Origin of the sequence: Magnetovibrio blakemorei (assembly GCF_001746755.1) — a bacterium.
In the GTDB taxonomy this organism is placed as follows: Bacteria; Pseudomonadota; Alphaproteobacteria; order Rhodospirillales; family Magnetovibrionaceae; genus Magnetovibrio; species Magnetovibrio blakemorei.
The window spans coordinates 95,675-109,684 of record NZ_MCGG01000025.1 but is presented as its reverse complement, the minus strand read 5'-3'; the positions used below and the strand labels follow the sequence as shown (position 1 = coordinate 109,684).

Sequence of the window (14,010 nt, the reverse complement as noted above, 5' to 3'; positions counted from 1 at the left end):
ATTACTTTAATTTAAGGGCAGGTCATCACCCACGCCCCCCGTACAAACAACAAACTGACAAACAACAAACTGGCAAACAACAAACTGGCAAACAACAAGCTGGAGGTCAGCCGCTTGGTCGTATGTCACCGTACCGATTCATGGAAGCGCCCATCAGACTCCGTGAACAATTCGCCAATGAAGGTAAGTTTTGGAGTTTACCTTCGCATCCCCCCAAAGGCTTGCCCATTTCGCGCCAATTTCTGAAATATTTTTTTGTTGTTCTGCTTTCTGAATCTGGGTGAGATTCCAGATAGTTAATGACTTCTTAACGCCTAGATGTCCGAAAAAGTTGTAGAGACGGTGAATTAAGACGTTGACGCGTGTATTAGATTATTCTAAATAAGTTGCAGCTAATAAATAGCGCCCGGCCGCAAAGAGCCCCATAAAAAAAGTACCCCCAAAAAAGTTCAAAATTAAATCTTGGTGCCCATGGTGGGTTTCCAAGAAGGTCAACATTGCAAACTTATTGAGGATCACGTTTATGAAAAGCATCAAAACAATCGCTATCGCCAGCATCATCGGCGTTGCAGCTCTGTCCGCCACCTCCGCTCAGGCTTTCTGGGGCTGGAACAATGGCAACGGCAACGGTTACAACAACGGCAACGGCTGGGGCAACGGCAACGGCAACGGTTATGGCAATGGCAACGGCGGCGGCGACGGCGCGTTCAACTTCTCCATGTCCGGTAAAGGCAACGGCAACGCTGCTGGCAACGGTTACAACGGCTACAACGGTAGCGGTTATAACGGCTACAATGGCGCGAACGGCTTCAATGGCTACAACGGCTACAACGGCGCACCTTACGGCTATGCACCTTATGGCTACGGCGCACCGCAGCAGGCGCCTTACGGTCAAGCTCCTCAGGGCTATGCACCTTATGGCCAGTTTGGTCCTCAGGGTCAGCAAGCTCCGGCTCCTGCCGAAAACAAATAAGCAAACATCGTCACACCGGGTTGCTCTTGCAACTCGGTGTGATCGTTGCTTAACTGTTGGTGTTCAGGAAGGATGAGCTGACGATGCTGTCGGCTTTTTTGCTTTCTTACACGCGCCTATTTTTTGTGAAGCCCGAGATTCTAATGATGAACGGACAAGGCCGCTGATGGAAAAGCCTACACTGAGTGATATTCGTGGTGTTGGTCAAGCCGCTGCTGTGCGCCTTATGGAAGCTGGATATACCCGAATTGACGATGTCGCGATGGCCGATCCGGCCAAGCTCGCTACCGTTCCCGGCTTTGATGAAGAGCGCGCCACACTCATCATATCCGCAGCCAAAGAACTGGCTGGTGATGACGGCCCCATCAATGCGTCCCCCATCAATGCCCAAAAGGCTTCCCGTCACAACAACTCGGCGACCGTCGTTGCGCACACCCAAATGCCCACAAAGCCACGTGCCACAGCGCCCGCCCCAATGGAGGTTATCAACATGACGACTGATAAAACCGAAACCACCCCTGCCCCGACCGAGCCTGCAAAAGCGGAAGCTCCGAAAGCGGCTCCTGCAAAAGCGGCCCCCGTAAAAGCTGAAGCCAAAGCTGTCGCCAAGAAAGCACCGGCGAAAAAGGCACCTGCAAAAAAAGCTGCTGCCAAACCGGCTCCGGCCAAAGCCGCCGCAACAACGCCCACCAAAACAGAAGCAAAGCCTGCCGCCAAAGCAGAGCCTGCCAAAGCTGAGGCCACAAAACCCGCAGCTGCTGCTGCCCCTGCTGCAAAGCCTGCTGCTGCAGCTTCCGCTGCGAAACCTGCTGCAAAAGCCTTCTCGGCCCCTGTCAACAACCGCAGTGTTTTCAAAGAGCCCGGCTATCTGGCACTCGCCGCCGTGCTGGTCTTGGCCGTTTATGGTTTTGCCCAGCAAGATAGTGTTCAGGACTACTTCGGATTTGAACAGTCCAACACCAGCACCGAAACCACCAAAGCCATGACATCCGACACTTCTACCGCAAAAGAAGCTGCTGTGGCGCCTACAAATTCCGCCCAAGCCGACGCTGCTCAACAAAGCACCACCGCTCAAGCGCAAATGGGTGAAATGCCCCAAGGCATGTACCCCAGCATGAACCCGGGTATGAACCCCGGCATGAACCCGGGTATGAATGGTATGCACCAAGGCATGAACCCTGACATGAACCAAGACATGATGGACAACATGCATCAAAATATGGGTAACGGCATGGGCAATGGTATGGGGCCGTACGGCAACATGCAAAACCACCCGTCATTTGGCCCGTCTCATGGTCAGGCTCCATATGGCATGATGGGCAACCCGAACGCTGCACCGACCGAAAATGCAGCAAAAGCTCCTGACGCCCCGACAGCCGACAATGCTGGCGCTCCGGCCATCGCCAATGCTCCCGTCGTGCCTTACGGCGCACCTTACGGCTATGGTGACAACGGGTATGGCTACGGCAACGGCAATGGCTATGGTTACGGCAACGGCAACGGGTATGGACAAGGTGCCGGCGACGGTAACGCCGATGGCAACTTCAACATGAACTTCTCTGGTCGCTCCAGCAGCCGAATGTCCGGCAACGGGTATGGCAGCGGTAACGGCTACAACGGCTGGAACGGTTACAATGGCTACAACGGTTATAACGGATACGGTCCTTACGGCCCGACGCCCTATGGTTATGGCCCGGCTCCGTATCCGATGCCCGCTCCCGCAGTTGCTCCGACACCTGCCCAATAAAAAAACAAAAGCCGCCTGAAAACACAAATCGGCTTTTGGTTTCTTTCTTAAAAATGCACGTCCTGCGGGGCGTGCATTTTTTTGTCCGACAGATCCACGTTTGATTCCCGGTGCCCACGGGGGTGAAAATCTTCTATACTGGTCTCATGAGCACACTGATCGAAGAAACCCCGCCCAAGTGCAGCCTTGCCCTTTTGGGAGACGATGAGTGCGGCGCGTTCGAAATTTACAATCCGGGCGGCGAGGCTCCACTGATCATCGTTTCGGATCACGCCAACCGTCGGGTGCCCCGCGCTCTGGGCGACCTGGGTTTGGCGAACGGGAACTTTGACAAACACATCGCCTATGACATTGGTGCGGAGCTGATCACACGCCGCTTGGCCGACCGTTTGAATGCACGTGCGGTGATGAGCACCTATTCACGCCTTGTCATCGACGTAAACCGCCTGCCCAGTGATCCGAGCTGCATTCCCACCATCAGTGACAACATCCTAATTCCCGGCAACCAGGACCTCAGCGAAGAACAAGTTCAGTGTCGGGTCGAATCCTTGCACACTCCCTATCACGCCGCCATTAATCGAGAAATCGCCGCGCTGTGGCGGCGCGACGACAAGCCCCCAGCCGTGTTTTCCATTCACAGCTTCACCCCCACCATGAACGGCCAAGACCGCATCTGGGATATTGGTGTGTTGTGGAACCGCGATCCACGTTTGGCGGTGCCCTTAATCGAAAATCTAGGCCTTTGGGACGGCTTGCGCATTGGTGACAACGAACCGTATTCGGGCCGCGATATCGCTTACACCATCAACACCCACGGGGGGGCGGGCGGTCTCGCCAATTGCGCCGTCGAAATTCGCCAAGACCATTGCGCAACCCCTGAAGACGCCAGCCATTGGGCCGATATACTGGCCGATGCCCTGCGGCCCATTTTAGCCCTGGACGGCCTGTTTGAGGTCCGGACATACTGAACTGAAGACAAGAATTTGTGCGGAGGGTCCAATGCAATGACCGTCAAAGAACCCAGCTTCACCATTGGCATCGAAGAAGAATACCTGCTGGTCGATACGCAAACCCGGGCTTTGGCCAGTGAACCCCCGTCCGAAATGCTGGTCGCGTTCGAGCACCGCATCAAAGATTTGGTGCGTCCGGAGTTTCTCAAAGCCCAAATCGAAGTTGGCACCACCGTCTGCGCCAGCGCCAGCGAAGCCCACGGACAATTGGCCTATCTGCGCCGTACCGTCGCGGATGTCGCCGCTGATTTTGGCTTAGCCCCCATTGCCGCATCCACCCATCCATTTTCCGAATGGTCCCATCAAGTCCACACCGACAAGCAGCGCTACAACGAACTGGCCGACGCCATGCAAGGAGTCGCGCGGCGCTTGCTGATTTGCGGCATGCACGTGCACGTTGGCATTGATGACGACGACCTGCGCATCGATCTGTTGAACCAGGCCAGCTATTTTTTGCCCCATCTGCTGGCATTATCGACCTCATCGCCGTTTTGGCGCGGAGCCAACACCGGGTTAAAATCTTATCGCCTCAGCGTTTTTGATGAATTGCCGCGCAGCGGCTTGCCGTGTCATTTCGACACCTTCACCGAATACCAGCGTCACGTCGATATCTTGATCAAGGTTGGTGTCATTCCCGACGCCTCCATGCTGTGGTGGGATTTGCGCCCCTCGGCGAAGTTTCCCACCCTGGAAATGCGCATCACCGACGTGTGCACCCGACTCAAAGACGCCACCGCCATCGCGGCGCTGTTTCAGTGCATCTTGCGCATGCTGTACCGCTTACGCCGGGGCAACCAACGCTGGCGCATTTACGCCAATATGCTGATCAATGAAAACCGCTGGCGAGCGCAACGCTATGGCATCGATGAAGGCATGATTGACTTTGGTCGCGGAGAAATGGTGCCGTTTCATGAGTTGATCGATGAATTGCTCAACATCTTGGCCGAAGACGCCGAGGCTTTAAATTGCGTCGATGAGCTCGCCCACATCCCCACCATCTTAAACGTATCAACCAGCGCACACGAACAATGCGCGGTCTTTGACACGGCCAAGGGTGTTGGCGCCTCCGACGAAGAGGCCTTTAAATCAGTTGTCGATTGGCTGATCTCAACCACCGTGGAAGATCTATAGTTATCCCCAAGTTTTCCACATAGACGGCGCATTTCGCCCCGGTTATGGTCCAGCCCAACAGCTCATGTTGCAACAGGGTAGAAAAGGACTTCACCATGACCGACGTTGGTGGCATTGCCGGCGACCGTTTACGCTCTTTCATCGAACGCATCGAGCGCCTGGAAGAAGAAAAAGCCGCTCTGGCTGCGGACATCCGCGAAGTCTATTCCGAAGCCAAAGGCACCGGCTTCGACGTTAAAATCCTGCGCCAAATCGTGCGTCTGCGCAAAATGGACGTTTCAGAACGCCAAGAACAAGAAGACCTGCTCGACGTCTACAAACGCGCGCTGGGGATGTGATCATCCGTCGTTAATGACAGAAGACCAAACAACGCAAATCGGCGCGGGGCTGGGGCACCGCGCCGTATTTTCGTTTGGAATCGTTTTTTTGAGCGTGAAACCGGGTTTGTCTTAGCCGCGTGCGATGGCGAGTTCGCGCATCACGCTGGCTTCGGTTTGCGCTTGTTCGATGCACATGTGCATCACGTCACCCTGGCTGATCACGCCAATGAGTTTGCCTTCTTTGATCACCGGAATATGGCGGAAGCGGCCATTGTGCATTTTTTGCTGAACGCTTTGCACATCTTCGTCTTCAGTACAGGTCGTCACTTTCGTCGACATCAAATCTTGCACCAAAGAATTGATGCAGGCCGCCCCCATTTGATGCATGCCTTTAACGATGTCACGTTCGGACAAAATGCCAACCAATTCTTCAGCGCTATTTCGCACCGGTAACGCACCAATTTTATTGATCGTCAAAATGGCCGATGCGGTTTGCACGGTGTCTTCAGGACGCAATGAAATCACGTTGGCACCTTTGCGCAGAAGGATCGTCGAAATTTTCATGTTGGGTTACCTCTTCTCTAAAAGTTTTTATGTCCCAGTCCGACTATAATAGAGAATTATTTCAGTTTATCCATATATATTGAAAGGATAATATACCGCACTGCACAATTCCCTAATTTTCACAAAGACATCCAATAATTTTACAAATGAAATTGGGAACTTAGCCCACCGCGCCAGACATGTGTGCAACTGCGATGGAAATGCGACGGGTGAGGTCATAGAGCTGTTCGAGAGGCTCAAACAGTTCACGATGCTCTTTTTCATAGCCACGCTCATCACCCGTACGGTAGGTGGATTCCTCGCCGAAGGCCTTTGCATCCGCAGGCACACCGGACACCGGAAAGGCTTGACGCAGCACGCCCAGCGCGTGTTCAACATCTAAGTTCAACAGTTCATTCACCAAGTCATCGGACGACGTATCGTAGCGATCAGAAAATTTCGGCAAACGCGCCACAATAAGAAACATTTCATGGATCAACGCAATGCGCACCGCATGCAACAACAGCAAGTCGGGATAACACTCATCCACCAATTCAGGCAGCATTTGATCCGCGCCCACAGCTTTCAGGCCTTGGTCCAGATACAAGGTGTCGTTCAAGAAAATCCGGTACACCCGGTTAACCTTTTCGTGACGACTGGAATGACGCAGCATATTGGCCAGCGTCTGCATCTGCTCGGCGCGTTTTGCATTGGGTTCAATCGCCGCACGACGCAACCAGATGGCAGGATCGAACAAAGACACATAGCCATGCAAAGCGTCCAAGTTGGACAGGTGGCGGGCAAACGCCACCATGGCGGTGAAACGGCGACATCTGTCGGAAAGCTGAAAAATTTCGACAAATCGATCTAAGTCTTTGGCCATGGCTTTGCCGTGGCCGCTGATGGTGTTGGAAAAATAACCGAGCTGCTGCAAAATCGCGTTGTGGGGAATGGCCCGCACTTGGCTGGGGTGTTCCAGGTCCACCTGGGCACCGCCTTCGTGCTGGCGCTTCACCTTGCGCGATCCGGTCGGATACAACAGGTTGGTGCCAAACAAGTTCAAGGTCGCGGCGTAATTGGCATTTTCCATCAGCCGTTCATTAAATCCCTTCACCGTCATGAAGTAATCCAACGAATAATCGGTGTCTTCGTAAAACACATCCAATGAGCCCGTATTCTTGGGCTCGGACAGGGCATGTTCGATCAACCGACACACGGTGGCGAACGCCAGGTCGGGGTGGGAGAAGTAGACATAACCATCACCGCCTTGGAAGCTCACCTCTTGCTTGACGTGAATGCCCGCATTTTTAAAGCACGCCCGCGCGTGGGGCGGATAGGTGTAGTCCAACCGGTCGGCAAAACTCAACGGATGCGCGCCCCGGCCAATGGATTCACCGTGGGTGTCAAAAATCAGCAAATCAACGCCATCAACGCCGCTTTTTTGCATGCTCTTGGCCAATTTAATGCGAATGCGTTCGATGGCCAAAGACGCCGGAACCTGCCCAATATAACGCCCCGCATCGGAAAAGCCCGTCTGCATGCAAATGCGCCCGCGGGTTTTGACATAGTCCACGTAGGTTGGGTTTTTGAGCAGTTCCGCAATGATTTCGTGACCTTGATCCAACGCCACCCCGGTTTCAAACAAGGGTGAAATGTCGATCTTGTCGGCAACCCCAAACAGCTTGGCAAAATACAACGCCGTCAGAACCGTAAAGGGCGTGTTGCATTCGGCAATCAAAAACCGTACCGGTTCCGCAGCGTCGACGTACTTCAAAAACTTCGCCACCAACATAAACACCCGCTTGGCGGTGGCGCGTTCATTCATCATGGTGCCAAAGTTGATTTTGACGGGCTGAACCTTGTCCAGCAGGGCCGATATTTCCACCAAATAGCGCCGCCGGTTGGCAGGATCTTCCGGCGACGTGGTGATGTCGATATCGTGACGCACGGCGTTGGTCAGCTGGGTCGCGTTGATGCGCATATGGGTGTGCGCAAAGGCCAAGCCAAAATTCGCCATTTCGGCGCGCAGCACCGCCAGCTCCGCCGTTTTGGCCGCACCCCCGTTGATGGCGTTCGTCAGCATATCCGTAACTTGGGCGATGTTCACCAAGCGGTGCTCAAGGCTGGCCGACAGAGTCCGGCTGAACGCACCAACTTCATCGGCGTTATCGGGGTTGAGTTTGAGGCGCTCCATGTCGGCAGCCAAGTTATCGAGAGCCGTTTGCAGCATCGCTTGGGCGGGGGCGACTTCAGCCCCACCGATATCGGCAAGGCTGTGCAGATAGCCTTCCAATGCCAAACGCTCCACGTCCATGCGCATGGACAAAGAATCCGACCAGCGAATGTCGGCGCGGCCATCCAAATCGTAGCCCACCCAGCTGGCGACGGTCAAAAGACGCGGGGTGAGGGTCTGCCACTGATCGGGGTACAAATCCCTGGCCACGTCAAACACCACCGCATAAATCCGCCGCAACGCCTTGTGAATGTTGCCAATCGCCATAAGGGCAAAGCGTTGTTCATCATCCAGTCCGATTTGATCAGGGGTACCGTGGGGTTTTTCGGCGATGGTTCTGACCAGCGCATCCAGGTCGGCAGACGATAACGGCACGCCGTCCACCCCGCGCCCCGCCGCCAAGGTGGCCTCGGCACAAGTTAGGTCTTGTGACACCGTAAAGGTCGGGTGTGCGGTGATGACGATGCCAAACACTTCGCGCTCAACACGGGCCTTAAACGCGTCGAACGAAACGGTTTTGCCGTCCTGACACGCCAAGTCCTGAAACAGGGTGCGCAACGTGGCTTCGTTGCGTTCACGATCGATTTCACCGACATAAGCACGCAGGCGTTCCGAACGATATTTAAACGCGTTGATGGTCAGCAACCGCACCAAGTCGGACAGATCGCTAACCGATACCTGGCCGTCTTGGGCCAAACACGAAACGTGCAGGGCCATCCGCCGGGTCGGGGATTGCAGATGATTTTCCCGTGCTTCGCGCTGAAAGAGGACCAGCCGATCGGCCAGTTCGTCACGCAGGTCGCACGCACCGGGCAAAATCTTCTTTTCTGAATCGCGAAAGGCGTCGGTGGTTATCGCTGACGTTGCAGCCGTTTTCGTGGGGTGCACCATTGTGTCCTCAATTCTTGCTTTTGCAGGCCGTATTTATGGCTATGGGGGGAGGTCACAACAGGTCAACGGTATTGGGGCTTAGCTGACCTGGGCTTGGTATAATATAGCCGTGTTGATTTGTAAATTTATGACGTGCAGGCTAACGCGAAAAATGCGCCACCAACTCCACATGCGGGCTATAGGTGAACTGGTCAATGGGTTGGACCGACAACAATTCATAGCCGCCGTCCACCAAAATGCGGGCATCGCGAGCAAACGTTGCCGGATTGCACGACACCCCCACAACGCGGTCCACATCGGCGCCGGCCAAGCGAGAAACCTGTTCAGCGGCACCTGAGCGCGGTGGATCGAACACCACCGCGTCAAACTTCGCCAGCTCTTTGCCATCAAAGGGCTGCCGATCCAGATCGCGCACCTGAGCCTTCACCCGCCCGCCCAACCCAGCCCGTCCGGCGGCGCGTTCCAGGGCCTTGACCGGGGCCTCCGTCGCGTCCACCGCATCGACGATGACTTGCTGCGCCAAGGGAATGGAAAAACTGCCCAAGCCGCAATACAAGTCAGCCACACGGCCGGCCTTGGGTCCAATACCCGCCAAAACCGCATCGCGAATGGCGTGCTCCCCTTCGACGCTGGCCTGCAAAAACGCCCCCGGAGGCAATTCCACGGGAACCCCCGACAAATAAATCATCGGCGGGCTTTCTTGCGCAATGGGCTCAGGGTTCTGGCCGTCTTCTTTCCAACTGACCCGCACCGCATCGGTGCTTTGAACAAACGTGGCCAAGGCTTCACGCGCCGCCAACCCCGGCGTTTCGGAGCCTTCGATCATCACATCCGCGCCATTTTCACACGCCGTCACATGAACGCGGGTGCGCTCGCCGTCTTTCAAGATGGAGTTCAGCGCTTGGTTCAGCGGCTCAATCAAAGCATTGAGGCTGTCGACCAACAATGGGCAACGGTTCACCGCGACAATGTCGTGACTGGCATGGGCGTTATAGCCGAACAGAACCAGCTTGCCGCGTTTTTGCGCCGTGAAGATCACCCGCCTGCGGGTCCCTTCACCGGTCAAAATCGGTTCGGTCACAGGTGGGTTTTGAAAACCCCGCTGGACCAACGCCTGCACCACCCGGTCGCGCTTAAAAGCTGCGTAAGCATTGAGTTCAAGGTGTTGAAGCGCGCATCCCCCGCAGGTGTTAAAATGCGGGCAGCCCGGTTCCTTGCGCAGCGGACTGGCCTGCTGAACCTCGATCAATTGGGCCACCAAGCCATCACCGCGTTTGGAAACGGTCTGCGCCAACACCACTTCACCGGGCAGCGCGCCCGCAATGTAGAGGGTTTGGGGGCGTGACAAAATGCTGGCTTTCGCCAAGCCATCACCCTGTGCACCAAGTTTGTCGATGCTCACTTGGACCGTCAGGGATGGGGCTTTGGCGTCAGGACGCTTGCGCCGTCCTTTTGGACCGCGCCCGCCACCCGGCCTGGGTTTGGAAGGGCGGCTCACTTTGCCTCTGCTCCCCGAGTTTGTGACCCCTGAATTTCCATGCCTTGAGCCTGAATGTCCGCAACAAAATCGTGAAAGGCGTTGTTGGCGGCTTTTTCAATAGCCAAGACATCCGCCTTCACGCCATTGGAGGTGGAAGGCACTTCGGATGAATATTCACCCAACACCAACAACGCGCCATCGCTTTCGCGGCGCAAGCTCAGCTCAAATTCCACGACCCCTTTGGGCGTCTCGCCAACCAGGGTTTCCAAACGCATCAAGCGCCCTCGCACCGTATAATCGGGGGTGTCCCGCATTTCCGGGGTCGCGACCCGTTCGGCAACGCCCGCAGACCGCAAATAGGACACCAAGGCATTTTGCAGCAAGATGGGCGGCGCTTCGATCCAGAAGTGATAATGATATTCACTGACCGCATTGGAACCCGCTTCGACGAACAATACCGGACGATTTGCCAACGAGCCCGACGCAACGAAGCGATCCACTTCGATGGCGCCCTTCAATACTGGCGTCCCGGCAAGCGGAGCGGCGGCGCGCGGACTCAAGCGATAAAACGCGTCTTCCGGCGCGGGCGGTGCAGACGCGCACGCGGCGACCAAGCCAACCAGCAACAAGGTAGGGAGAGACGTGCGAATGAAGTGTTTCATGTTTTAAAGACCTTACTGGTTGCCTTTGGCCTGAGGCGCTGTACCCGACAACAGCAGCCCAGGATTTTGGCGAATTTCACGTGAGAACTCGTTCATGTTGCGCGCAGCGCCTTCAATATTTTGATTGATCGAATCAATATGACGCGCCAAGGAATCGGTGACGTGTTTTAAGTCTTCCATGGATTGGCGTACTTCGCTCCGGTTTTCACCGATCATCGCGTTGCTGGAGTTCAGCAATTGATCAATCTTGATGCGGGTCGCCGACAAATCGCGCGACAAATCGGCAAAATTGGCCGTTGAATTGTCCACATTTTCAACGATGCGCGGCAACCGTTCGTTTAAGTCCACCACCAAATTCGACAGGTCGCTGGCCACCGCACCAAATTGCTTGACCATCCGCTGTCCGTCTTCATCCAACAGATTGCCCACGGTTTCAATGGTCGCGGCGAAGTTGGTAACAGCGACGTTGATGGTGCCCAAAAGCGGGCGGATATCGTGCTCGGCCATGTTGGAAATGTCGCCCGCGACACCCGACATCACTTTAAACAGGTCGGAAGCCTCCTGAGCCTCGACCATAGCGCCCGGTTTGTGGGCAATGGGACTATCGCCCGCGTCGAGGTTAATGGAAATCGCCGACAAAAGTCCCGCTGCACCGATGCGCGCGATGCTGTTGTCCGGAATCTGCCAGCCTTGGGACACTTCGTAATCCACGCGAAAGGACATCGCCCCGCCATCGGCGATGGGCGTGACCTTTTCCACTTGGCCGATGGGATAGCCTTCGTAAAACACTTGGGTGCCGAATTTCACGCCGGTGACATTTTTGTAGACGGAATAATAGGCATCCGTCGCCCCCGTTCGCCCGGTCAGCATGGCAATCGACACCACGACCCCCACCAGGGTGAGGATGACAAAAGCCCCGACTGCTACATAATTGATTCTCGCCGTATTCATCTTGGCATTCCCTCAGCTTCTTCTTTATCACCGGTCAAGCGGCGCAGATATTCATCGGCATCAATTTCCGCTTCTTCCGAACGGCGATTGAGCAAGTTTTGAATGCGTTCACTGGGATGATCGTGCAGTTCTTGTACCGTGCCGACGAACAAGATATTGCCCCTGTCCAACACAGTGATGCGATCAGCTATTTTAAACGCACTTTCCAGTTCATGAGTGACCACGCAAATGGTCATGCCCATGGCGTCGCGCAGACGCAAAATCAAATCGTCCAATTGCGATGACACCACCGGATCAAGACCCGCTGACGGCTCGTCAAAAAACAAAATGCGCGGATCCATGATCACCGCGCGCGCCACCGCCGCACGTTTGATCATGCCGCCCGACAGCTCTGACGGCATCAGATCTTCAAAGCCGGCCAGATCAACCACTTCCAGCTTCATGCGGGCCATGATTTCCATGGTCATGCGGTCCAGCTTGGTGTGTTCATAAAGCGGCAGCATGATGTTTTCGCCCACCGTCATGGAACTGAACAACGCTCCACCTTGGAACGTCACGCCCAGCTTTTTACGCAGTTCAAACAGCTTCTTTTGCGGCAGACGCCAAACGTCTTGGCCGAGGATTTTGATGGTCCCGGAGGTCGGACGTTGCAGCGCCATCAAGTGGCGCAAGAACGTGGACTTGCCCGAACCGGACCCGCCCATGATGACCATGATTTCGCCTTCGACGATATCAACGTCGACACCGTTGAGAATTTGCCGGGTACCGTAGTGCGTGACCAAGTCGCGGACTTCGATGACTGTCGGGGGGTTAGGGTCAGTTTGATCGGTCATGCGCCCCTCCCCCTAAAACGTTGCCACAAGCGCGAACAGCATGTCCGTCACAACGATGGCGGAAATGCATTGCACCACGGAGCGGGTGGTGGCTTTGCCAACCCCTTCGGCCCCGCCCTTGACCAAAAATCCGTTGAGCACGCCAATCAACGCAATCAAAATGCCGAAGATCGCGGCCTTGCCAAGGCCATGGGTGAGATCATCAACCGACAAAACATCAACGGTTTGGTCAAAAAAGGCCGCCAGCGACATGCCCAAGGCGGCATTGACATACAACGCCGCCGCATACAAACCCAACACCATCGACATAAACGTCAACACCGGCACCATGATCAACGACGCCAGCAGCGACGGAACCACCAGAAACCGCACCGGGTTGATGCCCATGACTTCCAAGGCGTCGAGTTCTTGGTTGATTTTCATTGTCCCCAACCGCGCCGACAACGCCGAACCGGATCGGCCCGCAACCAATATCCCCGTAATCAACGGGGCAAATTCGCGCACCATGGAAAACGCCACGCCCACCACGACGTGACCTTCGGCACCAAAAATTTTCAAACTGTAGATGCCTTGAATGGCCAACATGGCGCCGATGGCTGCGGCCATAATGCCGATGATGCCGATGGCGCGCACGCCGATTTCCATCATTTCGCTGAACACCGCGCCCAGGCGCACCGGCTGGTTCATGCGCGGTCCGATGATAAGCCAATACAGGCTTTCGGCGATCATCACCCCATGACGGCCCATTTCTTCGAGCGCGGACGTGGACATACGTCCGATTTTATCGAAAAAACGATAGGCAACGCTTTGGTTTGAACCCTCGGCCATACGGTCCCTTGCTCCTAGCAGAAAAATCGATCTGATTGCATCCCCGAACGCATCAGCGTGTTACGCCATGGCCGCGACGGCTTCGTCGACACGGGGGTAAATCACAAACACCTGATCGAGGCGCGCCAGCTTGAGAACCCGCATCGGCGTTTCACTCACCTCAGCCAAAGCAAAACCCAAGCCCTTGGTTTTTGCGGTTTGGAAGGCTTCGACCAATGACGCCACGCCGGAACTGTCGATATAGCTCACCGCCGACAAATCAACGACAACACCGTGAGCGCCCTTAATGCAGCTCAACAAGGCTTCACGCACCTTTGGCGAAGTGCTCAAATCCACTTCACCGGATATGGCAACGACTTGTAGTGCCCCCTGCTGAGAAATGTTGATTTCCATTTTTTTGTTCCCCCA

The 14,010-nt window shown here is 55.3% G+C and carries 13 protein-coding genes; 5 read left to right on the top strand and 8 right to left on the bottom strand.

What is annotated here, in order from left to right; translation table 11 throughout:
• Nucleotides 1-523: 523 nt before the first annotated feature.
• The 5 genes from BEN30_RS08910 to BEN30_RS08890 all read left to right on the top strand — a co-directional run bounded on the left by BEN30_RS08910 (nt 524) and on the right by BEN30_RS08890 (nt 5,199).
• A complete protein-coding gene (locus BEN30_RS08910) occupies nt 524-973 on the top strand; it encodes a sulfur globule family protein (protein ID WP_069957993.1) in 450 nt (149 codons plus the stop codon).
• A gap of 166 nt (nt 974-1,139) precedes the next feature.
• Nucleotides 1,140-2,720, top strand: coding sequence for a helix-hairpin-helix domain-containing protein (locus BEN30_RS08905; protein ID WP_084005295.1), 1,581 nt, complete (start codon nt 1,140-1,142; stop codon nt 2,718-2,720).
• 146 nt (nt 2,721-2,866) lie between these two features.
• Nucleotides 2,867-3,688 (top strand): N-formylglutamate amidohydrolase, encoded by an 822-nt coding sequence (locus tag BEN30_RS08900; protein ID WP_069958029.1) that lies wholly within the window; start codon nt 2,867-2,869, stop codon nt 3,686-3,688.
• Nucleotides 3,689-3,724: 36 nt separating this feature from the next.
• A complete protein-coding gene (locus BEN30_RS08895; protein ID WP_069957991.1) occupies nt 3,725-4,861 on the top strand; it encodes a carboxylate-amine ligase in 1,137 nt (378 codons plus the stop codon).
• A 95-nt stretch (nt 4,862-4,956) separates the two neighbouring features.
• Nucleotides 4,957-5,199 carry a DUF2312 domain-containing protein gene (locus BEN30_RS08890; RefSeq protein WP_069957990.1) on the top strand — a complete coding sequence of 81 codons (243 nt, stop codon included), beginning with the start codon at nt 4,957-4,959 and terminating at the stop codon, nt 5,197-5,199.
• Between the two features lie 111 nt (nt 5,200-5,310).
• Here BEN30_RS08890 and BEN30_RS08885 read toward each other — a convergent pair whose 3' ends face one another.
• The 8 genes from BEN30_RS08885 to BEN30_RS08850 all read right to left on the bottom strand — a co-directional run bounded on the left by BEN30_RS08885 (nt 5,311) and on the right by BEN30_RS08850 (nt 13,995).
• Nucleotides 5,311-5,745, bottom strand: coding sequence for a CBS domain-containing protein (locus tag BEN30_RS08885; RefSeq protein WP_069957989.1), 435 nt, complete (start codon nt 5,743-5,745; stop codon nt 5,311-5,313).
• A gap of 160 nt (nt 5,746-5,905) precedes the next feature.
• On the bottom strand, nt 5,906-8,848 hold the full coding sequence (locus BEN30_RS08880; RefSeq protein WP_069957988.1) for a phosphoenolpyruvate carboxylase: 2,943 nt from the start codon (nt 8,846-8,848) through the stop codon (nt 5,906-5,908).
• 139 nt (nt 8,849-8,987) lie between these two features.
• Nucleotides 8,988-10,346: a class I SAM-dependent RNA methyltransferase gene (locus BEN30_RS08875; protein ID WP_069957987.1), complete on the bottom strand. Its 1,359-nt coding sequence runs from the start codon at nt 10,344-10,346 to the stop codon at nt 8,988-8,990.
• Nucleotides 10,343-10,990 (bottom strand): ABC-type transport auxiliary lipoprotein family protein, encoded by a 648-nt coding sequence (locus tag BEN30_RS08870; RefSeq protein ID WP_069957986.1) that lies wholly within the window; start codon nt 10,988-10,990, stop codon nt 10,343-10,345. Before BEN30_RS08870 ends, BEN30_RS08875 begins: the two co-directional genes overlap by 4 nt.
• A gap of 12 nt (nt 10,991-11,002) precedes the next feature.
• On the bottom strand, nt 11,003-11,941 hold the full coding sequence (locus tag BEN30_RS08865) for an MlaD family protein (protein WP_069957985.1): 939 nt from the start codon (nt 11,939-11,941) through the stop codon (nt 11,003-11,005).
• Nucleotides 11,938-12,774: an ABC transporter ATP-binding protein gene (locus tag BEN30_RS08860; protein ID WP_069957984.1), complete on the bottom strand. Its 837-nt coding sequence runs from the start codon at nt 12,772-12,774 to the stop codon at nt 11,938-11,940. The genes BEN30_RS08865 and BEN30_RS08860 overlap by 4 nt, the downstream gene beginning before the upstream one ends.
• Before the next feature lie 12 nt (nt 12,775-12,786).
• Nucleotides 12,787-13,602: an MlaE family ABC transporter permease gene (locus BEN30_RS08855; protein ID WP_069957983.1), complete on the bottom strand. Its 816-nt coding sequence runs from the start codon at nt 13,600-13,602 to the stop codon at nt 12,787-12,789.
• A gap of 60 nt (nt 13,603-13,662) precedes the next feature.
• On the bottom strand, nt 13,663-13,995 hold the full coding sequence (locus BEN30_RS08850) for an STAS domain-containing protein (protein ID WP_069957982.1): 333 nt from the start codon (nt 13,993-13,995) through the stop codon (nt 13,663-13,665).
• Between the last annotated feature and the right edge of the window lie 15 nt (nt 13,996-14,010).